Origin of the sequence: Dechloromonas agitata is5, from assembly GCF_000519045.1 — a bacterium.
Taxonomy (GTDB): domain Bacteria; phylum Pseudomonadota; class Gammaproteobacteria; order Burkholderiales; family Rhodocyclaceae; genus Azonexus; species Azonexus agitatus.
Genome location: NZ_KI912532.1, coordinates 1,562,135 through 1,585,218, shown reverse-complemented (window position 1 = coordinate 1,585,218; position 23,084 = coordinate 1,562,135). Strand labels below are relative to the sequence as shown.

The 23,084-nt window shown below is 63.6% G+C and carries 22 protein-coding genes; 8 read left to right on the top strand and 14 right to left on the bottom strand.

Annotated features, from left to right (window positions below):
* Window positions 1-77 precede the first annotated feature (77 nt).
* From K420_RS0107785 to K420_RS0107720, 14 genes are all read right to left on the bottom strand, one after another.
* Entirely contained in the window at window positions 78-1,286 is a 1,209-nt protein-coding gene (locus tag K420_RS0107785) for an acetate/propionate family kinase (RefSeq protein ID WP_010792654.1), read from the bottom strand.
* Between the two features lie 54 nt (window positions 1,287-1,340).
* Complete coding sequence (locus K420_RS0107780; protein WP_010792655.1) at window positions 1,341-1,802, bottom strand: cytochrome c; 462 nt, start codon at window positions 1,800-1,802, stop codon at window positions 1,341-1,343.
* 60 nt (window positions 1,803-1,862) lie between these two features.
* A complete protein-coding gene (locus K420_RS0107775; RefSeq protein WP_010792656.1) occupies window positions 1,863-3,062 on the bottom strand; it encodes a lipid A deacylase LpxR family protein in 1,200 nt (399 codons plus the stop codon).
* A complete protein-coding gene (locus tag K420_RS0107770; RefSeq protein ID WP_010792657.1) occupies window positions 3,059-3,925 on the bottom strand; it encodes an LOG family protein in 867 nt (288 codons plus the stop codon). The genes K420_RS0107775 and K420_RS0107770 overlap by 4 nt, the downstream gene beginning before the upstream one ends.
* On the bottom strand, window positions 3,922-5,334 hold the full coding sequence (locus tag K420_RS0107765) for an MBL fold metallo-hydrolase RNA specificity domain-containing protein (RefSeq protein ID WP_010792658.1): 1,413 nt from the start codon (window positions 5,332-5,334) through the stop codon (window positions 3,922-3,924). The genes K420_RS0107770 and K420_RS0107765 overlap by 4 nt, the downstream gene beginning before the upstream one ends.
* A 7-nt stretch (window positions 5,335-5,341) precedes the next feature.
* Complete coding sequence (locus K420_RS0107760; RefSeq protein ID WP_010792659.1) at window positions 5,342-5,551, bottom strand: YgaP family membrane protein; 210 nt, start codon at window positions 5,549-5,551, stop codon at window positions 5,342-5,344.
* 53 nt (window positions 5,552-5,604) lie between these two features.
* On the bottom strand, window positions 5,605-6,756 hold the full coding sequence (gene yiaY / locus K420_RS0107755) for an L-threonine dehydrogenase (protein ID WP_027457571.1): 1,152 nt from the start codon (window positions 6,754-6,756) through the stop codon (window positions 5,605-5,607).
* Complete coding sequence (locus tag K420_RS0107750) at window positions 6,753-8,402, bottom strand: efflux transporter outer membrane subunit (protein WP_010792661.1); 1,650 nt, start codon at window positions 8,400-8,402, stop codon at window positions 6,753-6,755. Before K420_RS0107750 ends, yiaY begins: the two co-directional genes overlap by 4 nt.
* Entirely contained in the window at window positions 8,399-9,517 is a 1,119-nt protein-coding gene (locus K420_RS0107745) for an ABC transporter permease (protein WP_010792662.1), read from the bottom strand. The genes K420_RS0107750 and K420_RS0107745 overlap by 4 nt, the downstream gene beginning before the upstream one ends.
* Window positions 9,518-9,521: 4 nt before the next feature.
* Complete coding sequence (locus K420_RS0107740; RefSeq protein ID WP_010792663.1) at window positions 9,522-10,691, bottom strand: ABC transporter permease; 1,170 nt, start codon at window positions 10,689-10,691, stop codon at window positions 9,522-9,524.
* Window positions 10,688-12,460 (bottom strand): ATP-binding cassette domain-containing protein, encoded by a 1,773-nt coding sequence (locus tag K420_RS0107735; protein WP_010792664.1) that lies wholly within the window; start codon window positions 12,458-12,460, stop codon window positions 10,688-10,690. The genes K420_RS0107740 and K420_RS0107735 overlap by 4 nt, the downstream gene beginning before the upstream one ends.
* A gap of 1 nt (window position 12,461) precedes the next feature.
* The gene (gene hlyD / locus K420_RS0107730; RefSeq protein ID WP_010792665.1) at window positions 12,462-13,502 is read right to left on the bottom strand and encodes a secretion protein HlyD; all 1,041 of its coding nucleotides are present in this window, start codon (window positions 13,500-13,502) and stop codon (window positions 12,462-12,464) included.
* 27 nt (window positions 13,503-13,529) lie between these two features.
* Complete coding sequence (locus tag K420_RS0107725) at window positions 13,530-13,919, bottom strand: hypothetical protein (protein ID WP_263087514.1); 390 nt, start codon at window positions 13,917-13,919, stop codon at window positions 13,530-13,532.
* A 98-nt stretch (window positions 13,920-14,017) separates the two neighbouring features.
* Complete coding sequence (locus tag K420_RS0107720; RefSeq protein WP_010792667.1) at window positions 14,018-14,626, bottom strand: TetR/AcrR family transcriptional regulator; 609 nt, start codon at window positions 14,624-14,626, stop codon at window positions 14,018-14,020.
* Window positions 14,627-14,947: 321 nt separating this feature from the next.
* On the opposite strand from K420_RS0107720, the gene K420_RS0107715 reads away from it, so the two are divergent.
* From K420_RS0107715 to K420_RS0107680, 8 genes are all read left to right on the top strand, one after another.
* A complete protein-coding gene (locus tag K420_RS0107715) occupies window positions 14,948-16,705 on the top strand; it encodes a PHA/PHB synthase family protein (protein WP_010792668.1) in 1,758 nt (585 codons plus the stop codon).
* Window positions 16,706-16,813: 108 nt separating this feature from the next.
* A complete protein-coding gene (locus tag K420_RS0107710) occupies window positions 16,814-17,257 on the top strand; it encodes a phasin family protein (protein WP_010792669.1) in 444 nt (147 codons plus the stop codon).
* A 10-nt stretch (window positions 17,258-17,267) separates the two neighbouring features.
* Window positions 17,268-18,014, top strand: a complete 747-nt coding sequence (phbB, locus tag K420_RS0107705) for an acetoacetyl-CoA reductase (RefSeq protein WP_010792670.1) — start codon at window positions 17,268-17,270, stop codon at window positions 18,012-18,014.
* Between the two features lie 68 nt (window positions 18,015-18,082).
* On the top strand, window positions 18,083-18,646 hold the full coding sequence (locus K420_RS0107700; RefSeq protein WP_010792671.1) for a universal stress protein: 564 nt from the start codon (window positions 18,083-18,085) through the stop codon (window positions 18,644-18,646).
* Window positions 18,639-19,613, top strand: coding sequence for a bifunctional enoyl-CoA hydratase/phosphate acetyltransferase (locus K420_RS18415; RefSeq protein ID WP_010792672.1), 975 nt, complete (start codon window positions 18,639-18,641; stop codon window positions 19,611-19,613). The genes K420_RS0107700 and K420_RS18415 overlap by 8 nt, the downstream gene beginning before the upstream one ends.
* A 115-nt stretch (window positions 19,614-19,728) precedes the next feature.
* The gene (locus tag K420_RS0107690) at window positions 19,729-21,711 is read left to right on the top strand and encodes an esterase/lipase family protein (protein WP_228382804.1); all 1,983 of its coding nucleotides are present in this window, start codon (window positions 19,729-19,731) and stop codon (window positions 21,709-21,711) included.
* 191 nt (window positions 21,712-21,902) lie between these two features.
* Window positions 21,903-22,829 (top strand): LysR family transcriptional regulator, encoded by a 927-nt coding sequence (locus K420_RS0107685; protein WP_027457569.1) that lies wholly within the window; start codon window positions 21,903-21,905, stop codon window positions 22,827-22,829.
* Window positions 22,830-22,842: 13 nt separating this feature from the next.
* Window positions 22,843-23,070 carry an EexN family lipoprotein gene (locus tag K420_RS0107680; RefSeq protein WP_010792675.1) on the top strand — a complete coding sequence of 76 codons (228 nt, stop codon included), beginning with the start codon at window positions 22,843-22,845 and terminating at the stop codon, window positions 23,068-23,070.
* Window positions 23,071-23,084: the final 14 nt, after the last annotated feature.

Below are 23,084 nucleotides of genomic sequence, written 5' to 3'. Positions count from 1 at the left end.
TCCCCTCTTTTATGTCGATGAATCTCTGCGTGGCTACAGAGTCAGTTGAGCTGAGCGCGTTCGGCCTGGCTGGGACATCACGCGGCGCCCATCAATTCCTGCGTATAGCGCGCGGTGATCCATTCCTCGTTGGTAGGCTCCACCGCGACCAGCACGCGACTGTCGGTGGTGGAGATGACCGGGGCATCAATGGCGTTGGCATTGGCATCCAGCTTGATGCCGGCAAAGGCCAGGTCGCGGCAGACGCGCTCGCGCACGAAGGCGTTGTGCTCACCGACACCGGCAGTGAACACGAGCAGATCCAGGCCGCCAAGGACTGCGGTCAGTGCGCCAATCTCCCGCACGATACGGCGCACGTAGAGCGCCAACGCGATGCGGGCGCGTTCGCCGACTTCGCCGGAATCGCTCTCGTGCTTCACCACCACGCGCGGTTCGGCCGAAATCCCGGAAACACCGAGCAGGCCGGACTGGTTGTAAAGCGTGCGGCCCACTTCTTCCAGCGAGAGCTTTTCGATCTCCATCAGGTAGAGCAAGGCGCCCGGATCGAGCGAACCTGTGCGGGTACCCATCATCAGGCCGTCGAGTGCGGAAAAGCCCATCGTGGTGGCGATGCTCTGCAGGTTCTGCATCGCGCACAGGCTGGCCCCGCTGCCGAGGTGTGCAACGATGGTGCGGCCGCGTGCCAGATCACCGTGGCGCTCGGGCAGGACGTGGCTCATGTAGTCGTATGAAAGGCCGTGAAAGCCGTAGCGGCGCAGACCGCGTTCCCAGGCCGAGTACGGCAGCGGCAGGATCTGCTCCACTTTGGGCATCGTGCGGTGAAAGGCTGTATCGAAGCACGCTACCTGAACAATTCCGGGCCACTGCTCGAACAGCAAACTCATGGCCTTCAGGGGAAAGGGTTGATGCAACGGCGCCAAAGGAATCAAGGCCCGCAGCTCCGCGATGGTGCCAGCGGTCACCACGGTTGGCTCGAAGTACCTGTTGCCGCCATGGACGACACGATGCGCGATGGCCACGATGCGGCGGCCATCGAGTCGGGCCACGATGCGCGCTTGAATCAACGCCAGAGCGGCGGTGTGAGGGTGTACGTGATCCAGATGGATGCGCTGCTGCGCAGTGCCACTGTCGCTGTATTCAGGCGCAGGCCCAGCAATCCCTTGCACCTTGCCGTGCCACAGCGGCTTGCGCGGCAACGGGCACGCCTGTGCATCGAACAAGGCGAACTTGATGCTTGAGGAACCGCAATTGAGCACCAGGATGAGGCTCGGTTGTGAGTTGCTCATCGTGACGCTCCCAATCGTGATGTTCCATGCAAACCGATCTGGGACAAGTGCGTGTCAGCGGCTCCCATAAAACTGCTCTACGAACGATTGCCGGAAGCTTTGGTGGCAAGCGAGGCAGCTTTGCTGCGTCTTGGAGAATGCGGCGATCACGGCCTGGCCGTCGCCGCGCTTGGCGGCATCCCCCATGGCGCTCGCAGCGTCCTGAACCTGCCCGTCGAAACTCCGAAACTTTCCGGCATCCGTGCCAAGCCAGCCAAGAATGCGCATCTTTTCGCCCAGGGGTGGCTCGGCATGCTTGGCGATTTTGGGCGCCAGCTCGGCGACCAGCGTCCATTCCTCCTTGGAAATCGCACCGGTGACGGCTTGCATGTCACGGCCAAGTCGCTCCATGACGCTGCGAAGCGCCATCGGCTTTGCAGCCTCGGCGGACTGCGCGCCCAGTCCCGTGGCGGCGGTAGCCAAGGCTACGGACAAGGCGATCGTCAAAAGCTGTCGATGGTTCAAGAGGTGACTCACGGGATTCTCCATGGAGGTTGTTGATGAATACTTCGCAGGCGGGCGCGTGGCTTCGGGCTTTCAAAATTCCATGCTCAGCGCAATCGATCCGAAGGCGTGATGGCCGATCTGCTGGTCGAACTCGCGGGTTCTCCAGACGCGCATCACGGCAAGCCGCACGCCATGCCCGGCAACAATCCATTGGCTGCTGATGCCAATGGCTGCCTGAGCGACCCAGGGCCGTCGACTGACGTGATGGCTGTGCCGAAACAGATTCCCGTCGAGCGAGAAATCCCAGGCAACGGCTTTGGCCTCCAGATTCAGGAATGCATGCGCTCCGGGTTTGGGCGCGCGCGCTGATTGAGGCTCTGTTCTGCGCAGGTCGGAAACGCCCGAGGGCGGGCGGTTCTCCGCGCCGGGTCGAATCGGATAGCTGCCGAAGTCGTTCGGAATATTCCAGCCCGCACGCAATTCCATGCCGGTGCTGGCTGCGGTTTCGATGTTTCCGATCCGCAGGGCATAGCTGCCGATCACGTCGCCGCTCCACCCCGGCCGGACGGCACCCTCTGTGTACGACTTGAACTTGCGCTCCATCGCCATCTGGAACGCGGGTTCGTTGCGCAACTGGTTGTCCCAGCCGCGAAAACGATCGATGCCCCGCACCCGATGCACCAGACCCTGTGATTGCTCCGCCAACGACCAGGGGCCAATCACGCCCAGGGTCAGTTCGCGCACGTCAAGCATTTCATAGCTGGCGGCCTGTGGGTGGACGCGGCGATTCCATGCCAAGCCCAGGTACAGCAGGCCGGCGTATGGGCGATCGTCGGAAATCAGATCGGTGCGTGTCTTGTCCTCGGGCGTGTACATGGACTGACCGAAGCGCACGACGATGTTTTGCGATGCCGACTGGGCGCCGGAGTCGCGCCAGAACTCGGGATCAGCCCAGCCGATGAAGCGGGTGTACCAGGCAATCGGTTGGGGTAGACACTCCGGGCGGAGCGTGCCTTGCAGATCGCGCGAAACCACGCTCAACGCCACACCGTTGGTGTAGTTGCGGTCGGTGCCCGTGAACAAATCGTTCTCCAGGCGCAGGGTTCCACCTCTCCAGTGCAAGGCGTGCTCTGGCAGGCAGCGGGAAATACCATCCGAGGATGCGGGTTCTGCGCCACGGGCGGCAGTCGAGCCGAGTACCGCGCACGCAATCAGCGGCGTGATACTGCGCATCGACCATTGCACATTGGCATTGGACAGCCGCGCGTGAAGGCTGCCGATGCGCATCATGATGGCGCGCCATCTGTTGCCCTATCGACGTAAAAGCGTTCCAAGGCACCCATGATTTCCTCGGCTTTGTCGACGCAGGTAAACAAGTCGAGATCGGACGGCGATACGTAGCCTTCGTCGAGCAGAAGATCGAAATCAACGGCTCGGCTCCAGAAGTCGCGACCGACCAGAACCACCGGAATCCGTTGCATCTTCCCGGTCTGGATCAGGGTCAGTACCTCGAACAGTTCGTCGAGCGTTCCATAACCACCGGGGAAGGCCACCAAACCTTTCGCATGCAGCAAGAAATGCATCTTGCGTAGCGCGAAATAGTGGAACCGGAACGCCAGCTCCGGACACATGTAGGGGTTCGGCGCTTGTTCGTGGGGCAACGTGATGTTGAGGCCGATCGAGCGAGCCCCTGCATCGAAAGCACCGCGATTGGCGGCTTCCATGATGCCGGGGCCGCCACCAGTGATGACGACGAAGTCGCACCGCCCCTCCTGCTGGAAACGAGCAGAGATCCGTTGGGCGAAGCGCTGTGCCTCTTCGTAATGGCGCGCCTGTTCCACGCGGCGACGGGCCAAGGCCAGTTCCCGCCCAAGCGTCGGATTCCTTGGCATGGCGCCCGCTCGCTGCTCCAGCACGGCGAGCCGGTCGCGTGCGGTGACAGCGTCGCTTACGCGCGCACTGCCAAACACCACCACGGTCGAATGCACGCCTTGCTCACGCAAGATGCGTTCGGGCTTGAGCAGTTCGAGTTGGAGACGCAACGGACGCAGATCGTCCTGGCCAAGCAAATCTATGTCCTCGTACGCAAGGCGGTACGTCGGTGAATCGAGGATGGCGCGCAGGCGCTCGTCAGGAGCAGCGGGCGGTGTCATCGCTCGACCACCAGAAAATCCGGCCACGGAACGACCCGACCGTGCTCGGGCACCGAGACCTGCCAGCCAAGCTGCTGTTGCAGGAGTTCAGCCAAAGCCTGCGCGGCGGACGACTCCCCATGCACCACGAACGTTTGCTCAGGGGCTTGCTTGAAGCCTCGGGCCCAGGCCATCAGGGCTGTTTGGTCGGCGTGCGCCGAGAGCCCATCGACACTGTGAATCGCCGCGCGCACCGGAATGTCGTCGCCGAAGATGCGCACGCGCGCCGCGCCATCGACCAGTTGGCGGCCCAGTGTTCCCTGCGCCTGAAAGCCGGAGAACAGGACGCTGCATTCCTTGCGCGGCAAATTGTGGCGCAGGTGGTGCCGGATGCGTCCCGCGTCGCACATGCCGCTGGCGGAAATGATGATCGCGCCCGAACGAATCTGGTTCAGCGCCATGGATTCCTCGGCGCTTTCCGTGAAATGCAGATACGGCAGGTTTTCGCCGCGCGCGTGCCATCCTGCCAGGCGCTTCGCCTGTTCGTCGAACAGCTCAAGGTGTTCGCGCGTGATGCGCGTGGCTTCCGTGGCCATCGGCGAATCAACGAATACTCTCGGTTGCCGCAGCCGCCCCTCGCTGGTGAGACGGTGCAGGTGGTACAGGACTTCCTGGGTTCGACCGACCGCGAAGGCCGGCACGATGACGTTGCCACCGCGTTCGAACAGGGTTTTCTCGACGATGCCGATCATCTCCTCTTCGGTTGCCGAAAAGTCCTTGTGCTGGCGGTTGCCATAGGTGGACTCGATGACGAGGATGTCGGCGTCCTCGATGGGTGTCGGGTCGCGCAATATCGGGCGTCCCGGCTGGCCAAGGTCGCCGCTGAATACCAGTTTTGTCGGGTAGCCGTACTCGGTGACCCAGACTTCGATGATGGCCGACCCGAGGATGTGCCCGGCATCGCGAAAGCGCGCGCGCACCCCGACCCGGGGCGCGAACTCCCGGTCGTATTCGATGCCTCGTACCTGCTGCAGGCATTCGCGCGCATCCTGCAGCGTGTACAGCGGCGGCAGCGGATCCTTTCCGCGGAACCGCTTGGCACTGCGTTTTGCATCGCTCTCCTGGATGTGTGCACTGTCGGGCAGCATCACGCCCAGCAGATCAACTGTGGCGGGAGTGGCGTAGATGGCCCCTTTGAACCCGGCGCGGGTGAGTTTGGGCAATAGCCCGCTGTGGTCGATGTGGGCATGGGTCAGGAGCACGAAATCGATAGCTGCCGGGTCGAACGGAAATGGCTCGCGGTTGCGCGCCGCCGCCGCAGATCCCCCTTGAACCATGCCGCAATCCACCAGGAAGCGCAGGTTGAGCGCCTCCACCAGAAAGCACGATCCGGTGACTTCGCGCGCAGCGCCCAGAAATTTCAGTTTCATGGGATGCTCACTCGGGTTTCTTCTTTTGCATTGGACAGGTGTTCACGCCGAGCAGGCGATAGCCCGGACAGCGACCCGCCAGGCCGGTGGCGAGCGGCATGATTCCAATGAGCCCCAGCCACCGCCACGGCGAATCCAGCCACAACGGCAAGCTGAGCAGGATCAGGCCGATGACGACGCGCGCGATGCGATCGAGGTTTCCTACGTTCGTTTGCATGGAGGCACTCCTTGATGGTGGGATAGAACGGGTTCGGGAAATCACGCCGACGGCTACATGGCCGCCGCGAAAATGGCACTGATTTCCTCGTGCGACGCCTGTATGGGATTGGTCAGTCCGCACGCGTCCTTGAGCGCATTGGTGGCCAGGGTGGGAAAGTCCTTGGCCTGGACGCCAAGCTGTGACAGCCCGTGGGGAATGCCGATGTCGGCGGACAATTGGCGAATCGCCAATAGACACAGGTCCGCGGCGGCCTCGTCGCCCAGGCCATCGGTCTTTTCCCCCATCGCGCGGGCGATGTCGGCGAGGCGCCTCGCAGCGACCTGCTTGTTGTAGGCCTGCACGTGGGGCAGCAGGACGGCGTTGCACACACCGTGCGGCAGGTCGTAGAAGCCGCCCAGTTGATGGGCCATGGCGTGCACGTAGCCGAGCGAGGCATTGTTGAAGGCCATGCCGGCGAGGAACTGCGCATAGGCCATTTGCTCGCGCGCTTCGACGTTTCGCCCGTCAGCCACCGCCTTGCGCAGCCATTGGCTTATCAATGCCACGGCCTTGAGTGCGCAGGCATCGGTGATCGGCGTAGCGATCGTCGAGACATAGGCCTCCACCGCATGCGTAAGGGCATCCATGCCGGTGGCCGCAGTCAGGCTGGCGGGTTTGAGCAGCATCAGCTCGGAATCGTTGACCGAGAGAATGGGCGTCGTGTGCTTGTCGACGATCGCCATCTTCACGTGGCGCGCCTCGTCGGTGATGATGCAAAAACGGGTCATTTCACTGGCCGTGCCGGCCGTGGTGTTGATTGCCACCAAGGGCAGCTGCGGCTTGGCCGACTGGTCAAGTCCCTCGTAGTCCTTGATCGTTCCGCCATTGGCAGCGACCAGTGCGATTCCCTTGGCGCAGTCGTGCGGCGAACCGCCGCCGAGCGAGATGACGAAATCACAATCGTTGTCGCGCAGTTGCTTCAGCCCATCGGCCACGTTCTTGGTCGTCGGGTTGGGCTGCACTCCATGAAAAACCAGGGTATCCACGCCGTGGCTGGCAAGAAGGTCGCGCACCTTGCCGACCAGTCCGAGACGAAACAAGGGAAGGTCGGTCACGATCAGCGCTTTCCTGAAGCCATAGGACTGGATGGCCTTGGCTGCATCACGAAGACAGCCCGCGCCCATCAGGTTCACGGGCGGAATGAAAAAGGCGGTGGTGGTCATGGCTTGGCTCCTTCGGTTGGCCTGTTGATGATCAAGTGAGTAAGGGTTTCACGTTCCGCGCTTTGGCTTGTGAGGTGTTCCATCGCGGCGGCGCTTGCAGGCATGCCGGAGCGACTTGCACGAGGCGTGGGTGCGGCGGCGCCTGTAGGCGAATGGGCGGCGCTTGGCATCGTGCTGGATACCTCCCAGCCCCCCCCGAGCGCCTTGTACAGCGCCACCAGTTGCACGGCGGCGCTGGTATGCGCACGTGCGGCCGCAGTCTCGGCTTCGTGCAGGCTGCGCTGGGCGGCCAGCAGCTCCACCAGTGCAACATCGCCCGCGGCGTAGCGAGCCTTGGCGTAGCCGTAGCTGGTTCGTGCCGCATCCAGGGCCATGGCACGGCGCTCCAACGTGTCCAGCCCGCCGTGGTAGTCGCCCAGCGCACGCTCGGCGTCGCCCAACGCCGCAAGCACCGCCTGCTCATAGGCCAGCGCCGCCTGCTGCTCGGCGGCCTCGCGTGCCCGAATCTCGGCACGCACGCGGCCACCATCGAACAGACGCCAGGAAATCAGCGGCAGGATGGAAAAACGTGAACTGGATGCATCGAACCAGTTGCCCGTGCTGAGCGCCTGAAACCCGCCGCCGACACCGATGGAGAGCTTGGGGAACAGCTCGGCCGTGGCCACGCCGATATCGGCGGAACTCGCTGCCAGGCGCCGTTCCGCTGCCAGCACGTCGGGGCGGCGGCGCAGCAGGTCGGCACGCTCGCCCACCGGCAGGGCCCGCAGTGTGCACGGTGCCAAGGGGCCGTCGAGCAAGGCCAGTTCACGCTCCGGTGGAGCGCCCAAGAGCACGCCCAGGCCAAGCACTGCGGCGCGCTGGCGTGCCTGGATATCCGGCAGCAGCGCATTGACTGCTGTCCACTGGGCGTATGCCGCCTCTACATCGGCGGCGGATGCGTCTCCCAATGCATGCCGCAGGCGCACCAGCTCCAAGGTCTGCTGCAGCGTATCCAGCGTGGCTTGTTGTGCATGCAGTTCGTACCTAGCACCAGCGGCGGTGAACCAGGTGCGCGCGACCTCGGCCACGATACGCATGCGCACACCCTGTGCTTCGACCTCGGTGGCTTGCAGGCGGGCGCTGGCGCCTTCCAGCGCACGGCGCTTGGCGCCGAACAGATCGGCCTCCCAGGCCGCATCGAAGCCCGCGTCGTAAATGGTCTGGGTGGCGTCAAGGCCGGGAATCGAGCCCACGGGCAAGGGGCCGTTCTTGCTTTGCCCGCGCCGGTTCACGCTAGTGCCCGCACTCACGGTGGGCATCTGGTCGCCAGCCACGCGGTCGCGCAGGGCGCGCGCCTCGTCGATGCGTGCCGCGGCTTGGCGCAGATCCAGGTTCTGTGCCAGCGCCGTGCCCATCAGGCGGTCAAGGATGGGGTCGTCCAACGCGGACCACCAGCGGGCCAGGTCCGCGGACTGCGATTCGCTCGCCAGAGGCAAGGTCCAGCCGTTGCCGATGTCCACCGGAGGCGGCTCGCGGTAGTCGGGGCCCACGGCCGCACAGGCGGTCAGCAGCACGCAGGACAGGGCCAGCGTGAGCGGGCGCAAGCGCCTGGACGTTGGCTCCGCAGTGGGCATGCGCGAGGAAAGGTTACGGACTTTGGTTTTCATTGCAGGCGTCCTCGGACGAATACGGTGGCCATCGTCAGCGTGGCGAGGGCGATGACCGCCAGCGGCCAGAGGCTGGCGAGAACGTCGCCGGGCGGCATGGCCTTGAGGAAGCTGCCTTCGACGATGATGAGGAAGTGGGTCAGCGGAATGGCCTGGGCCATCCATTGCAGGACGATGGGCATGTTTTCCACCGGCGTCGCAAAGCCCGACATCAGCACCGCCGGCACGCCAATGGCGAACGCCCCCAGGATGGCCTGCTGCTGGGTCATGCTGACCGCGGAAATCATCAGGCCGATGCCGACCACCGACAGGATGAACAGCACCAGGCTGGCGAGCAGCAGCACGAACGAGCCGGTGAACGGGATGCCGAACAGGAACACGCCGGCGCTGATCATGAACAGGCCCAGCAGCGTGCCGATCGCCAGCGCCGGCAGCGACTTGGAAATGATGATCTCCGGCGTCGAGGTGGGCGATACCAGCAACTGGTCGAAGGTGCCCAGTTCGCGTTCGCGCGCGATCGACAGCGAGGTGATAAGCAGCGCGCTGAACAGGGCCAGGATGCCGGTCAAGCCGGGCACGATGAACCAGCGGTAGACCAGGTTCGGGTTGAACCAGTGGCGCACGACCACGGGCGTCGGTGCCTGCGCGTCGGGCACGACCTCGGCGCCAACGTCGGCGGCGATGGTGGACAGGTAGGCGACGGTGATCTGGCCCGAGTTGCTGCGCCGACCATCGACGAGAACCTGGGCGCGGCCGCTGTCGCCGGCGGCGATGGTGCGCGAGAAGTCCACGGGAATGGCGAGCGCGGCGATCACCTCGCCGCGGTCAATCATCTCGTGCAACTGCCACTGGCTGTCCACATGCCGGACGTGGGTGATGAACCGGGCGCTGTCCAGGCGCTGCACCAGTTCGTGCGACCAACGTCCGGCGTCCTGGTTGTAGACGGCGATGTCGACGTTGCGCACCTCAAGCGTGGCGGCAAAGGCGAATACCAGCAGTTGCAGGATGGGCGGCACGAACACCACCATGCGGCTGCGCGGGTCGCGCAGCACGCTGAGCACTTCCTTGATGAACTGGGCGCGCAGGCGGGTGAACGAGAAGGCGGAGGTCAACATCGCGTCACTCCAGGTTCTTGCGCGTGGCGCGCTTGGCGATGGCGAAGAACAACGCCCCGATCGCCGCCATGGCCGCCAGGTTGGGCAGGAACACGGCCCAGATGTCGCCGGCGAGAAATACGGTCTTGAGCGAATCGACGAAGTAGCGCGCCGGAACCGCCCGGGTGATGGCGCGGATCGGCGCTGGCATCGCGTCGATTTCGTACAGAAAACCGGAGAGCATGAAGGCCGGCAGAAAGCCCGTGAACAGCGCGATCTGTGCCGCCAGGAACTGGTTGCGCGCCAGCGACGAGATCAGCAGGCCCTGGCCCAGCGCCGGCACCATGAACACCGCTGACAAGAGCAGCAGTGCCGCCAGCGAACCGCGCATCGGCACGCCAAAGACAAACACCGCCAGCGCCGCCGCGCCCAGTGTGGACAGCATGCCCAGCACGAAGTACGGCAACAGCTTGCCGATCAGGATTTCCGCCACCGAGGCCGGCGTGGACAGCACCGCCTCCATGGTGCCGCGCTCCCATTCGCGCGCCACCACCAGGGCCGTGAGCATGGTGCCGATGATGGTCATGACGATGGCAATCGCCCCCGGAATCAGGGCCCGCCGGCTTTCCAGCTCGGGGTTGAACCAGTAGCGCGGCTCCAGCACGACGGACTGCGCTGGCGCCGCGACATCGAGCCCGGCGCGCCAGGTCTGCACCACGCCGCGGGCGTAGTTCTCAACGTAGTTGGCGGTGTTGGGGTAGGAGCCATCGGTGACGATCTGCACCAGTGGCTCTGCTCCGCGTTGGGCCAGGCGCTGCTCGAAATCCTGCGGAATGACGACGTAGCCGCGCAGCGCACCGGAGACGAGCTGGTCGGCCACCTCGCGCCGGTCGTGGGCGAATTGCGTCTTCAGGAATCGGGTGCCCGAGAAGGCGGCGGCCAGCGACTGCGCCGATGCACCGGGCGACTCCAGCACCACACCGACACGAACCTCCTTGGCATCCAGCGACACCGCATAGGCGAACAGCAGCAGCAACACCACCGGCAGCACGAAGGCGATCAAGAGCGTCGAGGGGTCGCGCAGCGCCTGATAGCTTTCCTTGGTCACCAGGGCCATCAGTCGCCGCAGGTCAAACCGGCGCAAATCGCCCGGCTCCAAAGCAGCCCCTTCCTTGCGTTGTGCTACAGCGTTCATGCGGCGGCCTCCATCTCGCGGTCGGCAGATTCCACCAGGTGAATGAAGGCGTCCTCCATGGTCGGGTCGGGGTGTTCGACATTGGCTGCGGCGCGCTTGAGCGCATCGGGCGTGTCCAGCGCGATCAGGCGTGCGCGCGAGAGCATGGCGACGCGATCGCAGTATTCGGCCTCGTCCATGAAGTGGGTGGTGACCATGATGGTCACGCCCTTGCGCGCCAGGCCGTTGATGTGGGTCCAGAACTCGCGCCGAGTGATCGGGTCCACGCCCGAAGTAGGCTCATCGAGGAACAACACGGGTGGCCGATGCATGAGCGAGCAGGCCAGGGCCAGGCGTTGCTTGTGGCCCAGCGGCAGGGAATCGGGCGTGGCGGACAGCCACTCCCCCAGATCGAAGGTCTCGATCATCTCGGCAATGCGTTCGCGCCGGGTGTTGCCTTCCAGCCCGTAGACGCCGGCCGAAAATTCCAGGTTCTGCTGCACCGACAGCAGGCCGTAGAGCGAGAACTTCTGCGCCATGTAGCCCAGCCGGCTCTTGGCCGCGCCGGTGGCGCGGCGCAGGTCATGCCCCACCACGTGCGCCTCGCCCGCGGTGGGTTTGAGCAGGCCGCACAGCATCTTGAAGGTGGTGGACTTGCCGGCGCCATTGGGGCCAAGCAGACCGAAGATTTCGCCTTTGCGCACCTCGAAGCTGACCTGGTCGGTGGCGGTGAATTCGCCGAAGCGCTTGGTGAGGTTGCGGCAGGAGACGGCGATCTGAGAGCCCAGTTCGACCGGTGACAGGCGCTCGGCAAGCTGCGACGTACCGCCGGGGCCGCCGCCGAGCAGATCGATGAAGGCGTCTTCGAAGCGCGCGGGCACCGGGGCCAGCGCGACTTGCGCCCGATCAGCCAGCGCCTGGATTTGGCTGGCCTGCGCACCGCCCCGCAGTACCACGCGCACCCCGGCGCCCTGGATTACGCCATCGCTCACGCTCTCCAGATCGAGTGCCTCGGTCAGAACTGCCCGGCGCTCGGCGCCGACGTTTTCCAGGCGAAAGCTGCGGCCTTCGAGCTGTGCGGTGAGTTGCTGCGGCGGGCCATCGAACAAGAGTTGCCCTTGGTTCAGCAGCAACACGCTCTCGCAGCGCTCGGCCTCGTCGAGGTAGGCGGTGGACCAGACCACGGCCATGCCCTCATCGGTCAGCGCCTGCACCATGCGCCACAAATCCTGGCGGCTGACCGGATCGACGCCGACGCCGGGCTCGTCCAGCAGCAGCACCTTGGGCCGCGCCATCAGCGCACAGGCCAGCCCCAACTTTTGCTTCATGCCACCGGAGAGCTTGCCGGCTAAGCGCTTCGTAAAAGGCCCCAGCCGCGTGAAATCGAGTAACTCGGCAAACAAATCGGCATTGCGATCCGCGTCCATGCCGCGCAACCGCGCATACAGGCGCATGTTCTCCATCACCGACAGGTCTTCGTACAGGCCAAAGCGCTGCGGCATGTAGCCGCTGGCAACGTGGATGGCGTCGTTGTCCCGGACCACGTCATAACCGGCCAGGGTGACGCGGCCGGCATTGGGCACCAGCAGGCCGGTCAGGATGCGCATCAGCGTCGTCTTGCCGGCGCCGTCCGGGCCGACCAGACCGGTCAACCGTCCGTAGTGGATGTGCGCGCTCAAGCTGCGCAGGGCCTGCACCTTGCCGAAATGCTTGTCCACACCTTCGATGACGACGGCGGCAGCGGCGACAGCGCTTGTCGGCGTGGCGGCCATGGCGGCGTTGGCCTGCATCTCAACGCTCCCCCACGCGCGTGCTGGAGGCCGGCTTGGCATCGACCGCGATCGTCACCGGCATGCCCTGACGCAAGGCGGCGTCGCTGTCGGCCTCGTCAATGACGATGCGCAGGCGATACACCAGATCCGTGCGCAAGTCTGTTGTCTCCACCGTCTTGGGCGTGAATTCGGCGCGCGGCGAGATGAAACCGATCTGGCCGCGATAGACCTTTTCCCCGGAATCGCTCTTGACGTGCACCGCGGTGCCCGGTGCGATGCGCCCCAGATCCCGCTCACCCACGTAGGCGCGCACGTACACGGGCTTGTCCAAGCTCAGGCTGTAGACCGTGCTCTGGCTGGCCACCATGCTGCCGGGCTCACGCACCCGCGCGATGATGGTGCCGTTGCTGGGTACCGTCAGTTCTGTGTCCGCCAGGGCCGTGGCCGCTTGCGCTGCGGCTGCCTGCGCGGCTGCAAAGCGAGCCTCTGCTGCGGCAATGTCTTCCTTGCGAAAGCCTTCGGATGCCTGCGACAGGGCGGCCTTGGCGGATTCGACACCCGCGGCCGCCTGATCCCTGGCGGTGCGCGCGGCATCGACCGTGCGCTGGCTGCTGGCACCCGACGCCAGCAGGCTGCTCTGGCGCTGAAAGTTGCGCTCGGCGTCAAGCGCCTGCGCCTGCGCTTGTCTGAGCGCCTCGCGTGCCTGGATGATTTCCTGTGGCCGCAGGCCGCGGCGCAGCTTGCCCAGCTCCGCCTGGGCCACCTGTACCTGGGCTTGTGCGGCTGCCAGGGCGTCCCGATACGGCTGCGCATCGAGCGTGGCCAGGCGCGCGCCGGCGGTGACGGCATCACCCTCATCGAAAGCCATTTGCGTGATGCGCCCCGGCTGGCGGAAAGCCAGTTGAACCTCGCGGATGTCGACGTTGCCGTAGAGGCGCAATGCATCCTGGTTGTCATGGCCGCGCGTGAACCAGAACGCCAGTGCACCGCCAAGGGCGAGCAGGGCAACAATGATCACGGCCCAACGGGCTTTTCTTGTAGGGAGGTTTGGAGTTGTCATTGATGGGTTTCCGCTGGAAAGAGATGCTCAGTGCTCGCGCGTGGCCAGTGCATGCGCTGTTGATCGACGCCAAGCCATGGCCGCGATGCCAACCCACACCAACGTGCGCAGCGTCATGGCAATGAGCGTGCGCCGCTCCCAAGCGCCGTCCAGCGCCACATGCACCCCGAAGGCCAGGAATACGAGCGCCGTCGCCACCGCGATGGCCATCGCCATCCATGCGGCCCAGCGCCGGCGCATCCACAACCCGGCGCCAGCGATGACGTAGGCAAACCCGGCCAGGAAGTTGAACCAGAGCACGAACGGCACGTAGCTTCCGGCTGCGGCACGCGCCGCGCCGTCAAAAAACAGAACGGCACCGCCTTCCCTGATGGTCAGCAGACCAAATGCGATGGCAATCAGGGCGATCACACGCATCCAGATTCCGCGCCCGCTGTGTGCAGTCATGTTCATGGCTCCCGGTTCTTTGGAGGGTTTGCTGGATCGTCGTGCCGCTTGTGGACTGGACGGGTGCTTCATGTGCCGCTTTCGATGCCACGGCGATAGATGGCGAACACGGCGGGCGCGTCACGACGAATCCGGCTGACCTTGCCGGCCAGCAGCGACTGCATGACCAGTCCCTGGATCGTGCCGATGAACAGCACGGCGGCGGCGTCCACGTCCAGCTCCGCGCTCAGCTCGCCCTGTGCCTTGCCCGCTTCCATCAGGCGGCGCAGGCGCTGCTCGTACTGGCGGATCAGGGTTTGCACCATGCGCTTGGCGAGCGTTTCGCCAGAGCGCTGCAACTCTCCGAACAACATGCGTGGCACGCCCGGGTGCTTGGACACGAAGTCGATGTGCGTCATGAACATCGCTTCGAGCGCGGCGGCGGGAGATGCGGCGCCCTCGGCCGCCTTGTCCACGCTGACCAGAAGGCGTTCGCCGACCCACGACATCGTGGCTTCCACGATGGCTTCCTTGGTGGGGAAGTGGCGAAACAGCGCGCCCTGTGTCAGGCCCATTCGGTCGGCAATCGCCGTGGTCGTGATCTCGGCCGGGTTCTGCTCGGCTGCCAGATCAACCACGGCTTGCACTGTGGCCGCACGCCGATCTTCGGCGGACAGATATTGGGGGCGTTGACTCACGATTTGGACTCCATGTAGTTAGTGATCTATTACTATCGTAACACGCAAAATGACCATGACGCAAGATCGGAAACTTGCCGGGTGAGGCAGGACTGCGGGCCCTTTCATAGGGAGAACGGATCGGTCAACTTGATGCAACTCATGAAGCTGGATCGCCTTCCAGGCAGATCCAAAGGTGCTTGATCGTCAGACTGCAGCATCAGCGGCGGTAGTGATTGCGCTTTGGGCGGCTGAAAAATTTGGTGCCCCTGCGGAAGGCTTGCAACTTTTCCTGTAAGCGATAAGATAGTAATATGTTACTCGCTAAATGAAGGGTTGGAGATGAGCAACGTCGCAACACACGGCAAGGCCGATCTGGCGCAGCCCGAAGCCTGTCGCCCTGACACCCTGGATACGCTCGCGAACGCCTGGCGGGCGCGCAGCACGGGTGGGCTGTCACCGGCGGCCGGCCTGCTGGCCTGGTACGACTGGGCGCTGCACCTGAGCCTTTCCCCAGGCAAGCAACGCAGCTTGATCGAAAAGGGTTTGCACAAGCAGCAGCGCCTTGCACGCTATGCCTTGCGCGTTGCCAGTGCGCACGACTGCCCGACCTGCATCGAACCGCTGGAGCAGGATCGGCGCTTTGCCGCCCCGGCTTGGCAGCAGTGGCCCTTCAACGTGATTCACCAGGGCTTTTTGCTGCAGCAGCAGTGGTGGCACAACGCCACCACAGGCGTGCGTGGCGTGTCGCGCCATCACGAGAACATGGTCACTTTCGCCGGGCGGCAGTGGCTGGACATGTGGTCGCCTTCGAATTTCATCTGGACCAACCCCGAGGTGCTGGATGCGATCCGGGCCAGCGGCGGTGCCAACCTGTGGCGCGGCGCCATGAACTTTCTGGAAGATGCAAGGCGCCTCGCGCTCGACGATGCGCCCGCAGGGGTCGAAGGGTTCGAGGTCGGCAAGGACGTGGCGGTCACCCCAGGCAAGGTGGTGTTTCGAAACCACCTGATCGAGTTGATCCAGTACTCACCCACGACGCCGGATGTGCATGCGGAGCCGGTACTGATCGTGCCGTCCTGGATCATGAAGTACTACATCCTCGACCTGTCGCCGCACAACTCGATGGTGAAGTACCTGGTCGATCAGGGGCACACGGTGTTCATCCTTTCATGGAAGAACCCGACGGCGGCCGATCGTGACCTCGGCCTGGAGGATTACCGCTGGCTGGGGGTCATGGACGCATTGGATGCGGTCACGGCCATCGTGCCCGAACGCAAGGTGCAGGCGGTCGGCTATTGCCTGGGCGGCACCTTGCTCGCGATCGCCGCCGCCGCGATGGCGCGCGATGGCGACGAGCGTCTGCAAAGCCTGACGCTGCTGGCATCGGAGACCGACTTCCGCGAGTCGGGCGAGATCGCGCTTTTCATCGACGACAGTCAATTGGCATGGCTGGAAGCCGGCATGTGGGACAAGGGCTATCTCGACGGCAAGCAGATGGCTGGCGCGTTCCAGATGCTCAACTCGCGCGACCTGATCTGGTCACGACGGGTGCGCGAATACCTGTTGGGCGAGCGCCAGACCTTCAATGACCTGATGGCCTGGAATGCCGACGTGACCCGCATGCCGTACCGCATGCACAGCGAGTACCTGCGGCGCCTGTATCTGGACAACGACCTGGCCGAGGGGCGCTACCGCGTTGGTGGGAGACCCGTGGCGCTGGCCGACATCGAGGTGCCCATGTTCATCGTCGGCACAGTGCGCGATCACGTCGCCCCCTGGCCGTCCGTGTACAAGATGCACCTGCTCAGCGATGCGGAACTGACCTTCGTGCTCACCAGCGGCGGGCACAACGCCGGTGTCGTCAGCGAGCCGGGACACCCCCGGCGCAGCTTCCAGATCGCCACCCGCGCCCCTGGCGATCGCTATGTCGATCCGCAGCAGTGGCGCGCCACGACGCCGCTAAAGGAGGGCTCCTGGTGGCCAGCCTGGCAGCAGTGGCTGGCGCAGCGCTCGGCCGGGCGCGTCGCGCCGCCTGCCATGGGCGGGACGCAAGCACCGCTTGGCGATGCGCCGGGAACCTACGTGGCCATGCGATGACAGGACAAAACGCCGCCACGAATACACCACTCAACTTTCATCGGGCCGTTGCGCAGGCACGGCCTACACCCGCCCCGGAGGGGCACATCATGACCGTGGAGCATTGACATGAACAGCGAACTGCCCATCCAACTCTACAAGGCCAATGCCGAGTTGCAGCTTCAGATCACCCGCTTGCTGCAAGAAAGCGGCCACCACTGGCTCGAAGCCATGCAACAGCTCAGTGCCGGTGGCGTGCTGGAGACCACCTCGCGCATCCAGAACCTCCAACAGGCGGCGGACTGGCAGGCGCTTGCCACCTTGCCATCCGAGGTGTTCTGGCGCCTGTGCCAGGGCCGTATGGGCGATACCCAGGCGGTCGGCCAGGCTGCTGCCAAGAGCCAGGCGGCATTCGCCGATGGCCTGCGCGAAGCGCTGACGACCTGGAAGGCATCCGTCTCCGAGGTATTCGGCGCCAGCGGTGGCACAGCCTCTTTCGCGCAGTTTTGTCAGCAATGGACGCAGCCCTGGAGTGCGCCAGACGCCGCGCCTCAGGGCAAGACCAAAAAATGAGGAGGCGCATATGAGCAGTTCCGGACGAACCGCCCTGGTCACCGGCGGCAATCGCGGTCTTGGCGCAGCCATTGCCCGCGCGCTGGACGACGCGGGCCACCGCGTCATCATCACGCACACGCCCGGCAACGACAAGGTTGCCGCCTGGCTCGACGCGCAGGACACCAAAGGCTACCGGTTCACGGCCTACGGCGTCGATGTCGGCGACTGGGAATCGACCCAGGCTTTGGCGCGTCAGATTCAGGCGGACGGCCACCACGTTGACATCTTGGTGAACAACGCCGGCATCACCCGCGACGCGACCTTGCGCAAGATGGACAAATCCGGCTGGGACGCCGTGCTGCGCACCAACCTAGACTCCATGTTCAATGTCACCAAGCCATTCATCGATCCGATGGTGGAGCGTGGCTGGGGGCGCATCGTCAACGTCTCGTCCATCAACGGCAGCAAGGGTCAGTTCGGCCAGACCAATTACTCGGCGGCCAAGGCTGGCGTGCATGGCTTCACCAAGGCGCTGGCGCAGGAGGTGGCACGCAAGGGCGTGACGGTCAACACCGTCTCGCCGGGCTATCTGGCCACCGAAATGGTGATGGCGGTGCGCGAGGACGTGCGCCAGAAGGTCATCGAAGCGATTCCGGTGGGTCGCCTCGGCCAGCCGGATGAGATCGCGGCGCTGGTGGCCTTTATCGCCAGTGAGGCTGCTGCTTTCATGACGGGCAGCAACGTGGCGATGAACGGTGGCCAGCACATGTCATGAGTCGGGAGAGCCCGCAGCCCTTGCGGGCGGTTTCCCACGCGGCAGTCAGCGCCTCCCGGAGGAGTTCCATGTATTCCCGATTTTTGGTGCCGCTGGACGGCAGTCCCACATCCTTCCTGGCGCTCGATCATGCGGCAGAACTGGCACGCCTGAGCGGCGCCACCGTGATCTTGCTGCATATCGTCGAACCAACGCGCCACAGCACGGGTTTCGAGCGCCCCGAGGTCTACATCAAGGATGTCCGCCCACGCTTCCTCAAAGCCGGCCAGGCGTTGCTGGATGAGGCTGCGAGTCGGCTCCGTCGGGAAGGAATTGCCACAGAGACGGTGCTGCTTGAAAGCGGCACCGAACGCGTGTCGGAACAGATCGCGCAGCAGGCCGAGGTGAGCGATTGCGACTTGATCATCCTGGGCACTCACGGGCGTCGCGGCGTGAACCGGCTGCTGCTGGGCAGCGATGCGGAGCAAGTAGCGCGCATTGCGCCAGTTCCGGTAATGCTGGTGCGCCAGTCGAGCCGAGATGGTGGCCAGCCATCTTCAGCCGCACGGGCGCCAGTCAAGGCCAGCAACAACACCAGTACGTCACGCCGGCGTCCAACTGGCGCAAACAAGGCAAAGAAATCACATGCATGAACAAGCCCCTGAGGGTGCTCGCGCCGACCCTCAAAGCGGTGTCGAGCGTCTTATCGCCCATGTCAAAACCATGGCCCCGGTTCGCACCGCGGTGGTGCACCCTTGTGACGCGCTCAGCCTGGGCGGTGCCTTGGACGCGCGCGATGCCGGCGTCATCACACCAGTATTGGTGGCACCGCTCGCCAAGTTGCGTGCCGTTGCAGCCGACACGGGGTTGGAACTGGGAGACAGCGAGGTCGTCGATGTGCCGCACAGCCACGCCGCAGCGGCCACCGCCGCCCGGCTGGCTGGCAAGGGCGAGGTGCAGGCGCTGATGAAAGGCAGCTTGCACAGCGATGAGTACCTGGGTGCCATCCTGGCGCCCGAAGCCTGCCTGCGCACCGAGCGTCGATTGACGCACTGTTACATCATGCAGACGGCCAGCTACCCTCGGCCCTTCATCATCACCGACGCCGCCATCAATATCGCTCCGACGCTCGAAATCAAGGCCGACATCGTGCGCAACGCCATCGACTTGGCGCACTCCATCGGCATTGCCGAGCCCAAGGTGGCGATCCTCGCGGCGGTCGAGACCGTCAACCCGCGCATGCTTTCGACCCTGGATGCTGCGGCACTGTGCAAGATGGCCGATCGTGGCCAGATCACCGGAGGTGTGCTCGACGGGCCACTGGCCTTTGATAACGCCGTCTCTCCCGATGCCGCGCGCGTCAAGGGCATCAAGTCCGCCGTGGCCGGGCAAGCCGACATCCTGGTCGTTCCCGACCTGGAAAGCGGCAACATGCTGGCCAAGCAACTGGAATACATGGGCCAAGCCGATAGCGCGGGGATCGTGATGGGCGCGCGCGTGCCGATTGTGCTCACCAGTCGCTCGGACTCCCGCCGCACGCGAATAGCTTCATGCGCCATTGCGCTGATCTTGGCGCATCGCCAGCGTGCTTTTGTTCAGTGCGAAGGGAGCCGCGTATGAAATGCAATTTCACGGACAATGTTCCGTTCGTTTTAGGTAATGATTCTGCAGTGCCGGTACGCAGCTCTCGATCGTGAGGCATATGCTCCTTGCATCTCTCTGGCGTTGGTTGATCGTGATCACCGCCGCGTTTGCACTTGGTGGTTGCGCGGTCGTCAGTGAGTTCAAACCTTCTGTCGCTGTACGCGCGATGACGCCGGATGAATACGTTGCTCTACGACGCGGCGATCTCCTCGGCAGAGGCAAACTCAGCGCACCGACCTTGCAGACGATCCGCGTTACCGGGCTCGATGAGCGAGTTTGCGCAACGAACACCTCGCTCACTTGCATCGAGGCGTTGACCATGATGAAGGACTTGGACGGCGAAACGAGGCTGTCGGCACTGGCTGAACTCTGGTTGCAGCATGCCATGTCGATCTCGACGGCAGTCCCAAATAGTCGCATCGTTTCTACTTCCGCCTGGATCGAGACGGCTCGGCACGCTTACGCGTATCTCTTTTTCACCAGGCGCTCGCCCGGCGAGCGCGCGTTTGAGGAGCGGCAGACGCAGGTGCGCGATTGGTACAACTATGCGGTGCAAAAAACGGTCACGCAATTGTTTGGCCTACAGCACCAAGCACTTCGTGCACATGCTGGCGAAGCCGAAGCGACATTGCGCTTGGGTGACTGGGCTTTGCGAGTCGACTTGAACGCCCGGCTGCCCAACGATGCGACCACGCCACGCGAGTTGCTGCCTGCGAACGCTCTGGCATTCCAAGGCCTGCGCGGCATCTATCGCAGGGACGGCTTGGGTGCCGAATTGGTGGCCGTAACGGATGCAGAACCGAGGTCACTGGACGAATCAGGCGAATCTTCCGCCGGTAACGGACGTCCGAGGGTATTTCCCGCCTGGAGCGAAATGCCAACGCCCAACGTGACAGCAGTGCTTCGTTTTGATGCACTCACCGTCGATGAGCTGCTTGCCTCGCATGAACTCATCGTCGGTGTGTATGACCCCTTGGTACAGGACTATCTGCAACTCCACGGCCAACGCGTTCCACTGGCTGGTAACTTCACGGCTGGCTACGGCTTATGGTTGGCGCGTTCGGGATTCAACCAGCAATCTTTGCGAGGGCTGTTTGGGCGTGAGCGTGGCATCGATCAGCCGCATCTGTATCTGATGCAGCCGTTCGACCCGCGGCGGCGCATCATCGTGATGGTGCATGGACTGGCGAGCAGCCCCGAAGCATGGGTCAACGTTGCCAATGAGCTTCTGGCCGATGAGGAGCTGCGATGCGAATTCCAAGTGTGGGAGATTTATTACCCCACGAATATGCCTGTACCAGCCAGTCATGCAGCAATCCGCCAAGTTCTGGCGGCAGCTTTGCATCACTTCGACCCTGATGAGGAAACCTTGGCTTCCCACGGGCTGGTGTTGATTGGACACAGCATGGGAGGACTGCTGGCGCGGCTGATGGTCTCCACGGCAGACCAGCAACTGTGGAAGTGGGCCGCATCGGACGCCAGGATCGATCTGGATCGCCTTGGGAGCATCCGCTCCCAACTTGACCCTCTTTTGCGCTTTCAGCCATTTTCAGGTGTTGAGCGTGTGGTATTCATTGCCACTCCGCATCGTGGTACGGCGGTTGCCGGCCAGGGACTTGGGCGTTGGGTTGCCGGATTGATCCGCTTGCCATTGACGCTGCTGTCAACCCTCGGCGACGCCTTCCCGGCTCGCGCCGACACCGCTGCCACGGCACAGGCCACGATCTTGAAGAACATCCCCAACAGCATTGACCAACTCGACGAAAACGATCCCTTCGTCAAAGCTACGAGCGAGCTTCCGATTTCGGATCAGGTGTCCTATCACTCGATCATTGCCAGGCGGCAGGCTAACGGTCCTCTCGCTGAATCGGACGATGGTTTGGTTCCCTATCGAAGCGCGCATCTGGATGGCGCCAAGTCAGAAAAAATCATCGTGTCCGGACACAGCGTGCAGGAGACCGCCGCATCCATCGTCGAAATCCGGCGAATCCTGCGCGAGGATATTTCCAAGCATCGGTTGACAGCCGCTGATTCGTCTTCCGTCCGGAGAGGGAGCTGCCCAGCGCAACGATGAGTTCAGTCATTGATTTTTCGAAGAATAGTAAGTAACATATCACTTACTACTCAGTCTTGACTGGATCGCTTGCATCGCACCTTGGACATTTTCGGTTTGGAAGGACAGCGTCCTTGGTGTTCTCACATGAGTGGAGCATCCGGCTGCATCCCACGGAACGTGGACGATCTGACACGCTAGGAAGGGCAGAAGTGGAGCTACGCCACCTTCGATGTTTTACCGCAGTCGCGGAAGAGCTTCATTTTGCTCGGGCCGCTGAACGGTTACACATCGACCAATCGCCGCTGTCTCGCACCATCAAGGAACTGGAGGAAGACCTTGGTGCGCGCCTGTTTGTTCGCACTACCCGCAGCACGCAATTGACCCGTGCGGGTCGATTGCTGTTGGAGCACGTACCGCGCATCTTCGCTGCGCTGGAGCAAGCACGCGATAGCGTCAGGTCTGCCTCCAATGGTTATCACGGGCAATTGCGCATTGCCTTGTCCGATGGCATCACGCCATCACGCTTGCCGGCGCTACTTGCGCAGTGCCGCGAAGAAGACCCCGAGGTCGAGGTTCGGTTGTTCGAAGTTTCGATGGCCCAGCAAATCAAGGGTCTGCAAGATGAGCTATACGACGCAGGATTTTCGATGGCCGAAGACGTAGGTGATGGCATCGTGGTCACGCCTGCCTGGGAGGATGAGTTGATGGTGGCGGTGCCCGCTCGCCATCCCGTTCTGGCCTTCAAGCAGATTCCGCTGGAGGAGGTTCTGCACTACCCGCTGGTGCTGGGCGACCCGTTGATTTGCGAAGGGCATGCGCGTCAGGTCGATCGAATCTTGCGCAAGTACGAACGGGAGCCGCTCATAGTTCAGCACGTTGCCTCTTTTGACCTCATGATGACCTTGGTTTCCGCCGGGCTGGCCTTGGGCTTGGCCGGAGCAGCACACGTTGCGTCCAGCCGTGAGCTTGGTGTAGTGGCTCGGCCGTTGGCGGGTAAACCGCCCATGCTGACGACCTATCTACTGTGTCGCGATACAGAGGCTCCAGAGATGTTGGCCCGATTCATCGACCGGGTGGCCTCCATTGATTCAGCAGAATCTCTGAGCAGCATCGGGAATCCACGATCCACCCGATGAAAGGATTGATCCCATGAACAAAGTGATGCTGCTGATGGTGGTTGCTGCGCTGACCGCATGCGGCCCCTCCCAACCTTCGGAAACCGTGGATGCGCTCGCCGCCAATCCCGACCGCATCAAGGAGATCCAGCGCCAATGCAAGGAAGATCGATCGAAGGTCGGCGACGAACTCTGCTTGCGTGCGGCAGAAGCCGCCAACCAGCGCTTCTTCGGTGATCGGCCTGAGCAAAAATCCAAGTAACTGCCTTGTCGCCG

Bases quoted from the DNA above. Each gene is read 5' to 3' on its own strand.
- K420_RS0107785 (WP_010792654.1), bottom strand. From the start codon at position 1,286: ATGAGCAACTCACAACCGAGCCTCATCCTGGTGCTCAATTGCGGTTCC.
- K420_RS0107775 (WP_010792656.1), bottom strand. From the start codon at position 3,062: ATGATGCGCATCGGCAGCCTTCACGCGCGGCTGTCCAATGCCAATGTG.
- K420_RS0107770 (WP_010792657.1), bottom strand. From the start codon at position 3,925: ATGACACCGCCCGCTGCTCCTGACGAGCGCCTGCGCGCCATCCTCGAT.
- K420_RS0107765 (WP_010792658.1), bottom strand. From the start codon at position 5,334: ATGAAACTGAAATTTCTGGGCGCTGCGCGCGAAGTCACCGGATCGTGC.
- K420_RS0107760 (WP_010792659.1), bottom strand. From the start codon at position 5,551: ATGCAAACGAACGTAGGAAACCTCGATCGCATCGCGCGCGTCGTCATC.
- yiaY (WP_027457571.1), bottom strand. From the start codon at position 6,756: ATGACCACCACCGCCTTTTTCATTCCGCCCGTGAACCTGATGGGCGCG.
- K420_RS0107750 (WP_010792661.1), bottom strand. From the start codon at position 8,402: ATGAAAACCAAAGTCCGTAACCTTTCCTCGCGCATGCCCACTGCGGAG.
- K420_RS0107745 (WP_010792662.1), bottom strand. From the start codon at position 9,517: ATGTTGACCTCCGCCTTCTCGTTCACCCGCCTGCGCGCCCAGTTCATC.
- K420_RS0107740 (WP_010792663.1), bottom strand. From the start codon at position 10,691: ATGAACGCTGTAGCACAACGCAAGGAAGGGGCTGCTTTGGAGCCGGGC.
- K420_RS0107735 (WP_010792664.1), bottom strand. From the start codon at position 12,460: ATGCAGGCCAACGCCGCCATGGCCGCCACGCCGACAAGCGCTGTCGCC.
- hlyD (WP_010792665.1), bottom strand. From the start codon at position 13,502: ATGACAACTCCAAACCTCCCTACAAGAAAAGCCCGTTGGGCCGTGATC.
- K420_RS0107725 (WP_263087514.1), bottom strand. From the start codon at position 13,919: ATGCGTGTGATCGCCCTGATTGCCATCGCATTTGGTCTGCTGACCATC.
- K420_RS0107715 (WP_010792668.1), top strand. From the start codon at position 14,948: ATGAGCAACGTCGCAACACACGGCAAGGCCGATCTGGCGCAGCCCGAA.
- K420_RS0107710 (WP_010792669.1), top strand. From the start codon at position 16,814: ATGAACAGCGAACTGCCCATCCAACTCTACAAGGCCAATGCCGAGTTG.
- phbB (WP_010792670.1), top strand. From the start codon at position 17,268: ATGAGCAGTTCCGGACGAACCGCCCTGGTCACCGGCGGCAATCGCGGT.
- K420_RS0107700 (WP_010792671.1), top strand. From the start codon at position 18,083: ATGTATTCCCGATTTTTGGTGCCGCTGGACGGCAGTCCCACATCCTTC.
- K420_RS18415 (WP_010792672.1), top strand. From the start codon at position 18,639: ATGCATGAACAAGCCCCTGAGGGTGCTCGCGCCGACCCTCAAAGCGGT.
- K420_RS0107680 (WP_010792675.1), top strand. From the start codon at position 22,843: ATGAACAAAGTGATGCTGCTGATGGTGGTTGCTGCGCTGACCGCATGC.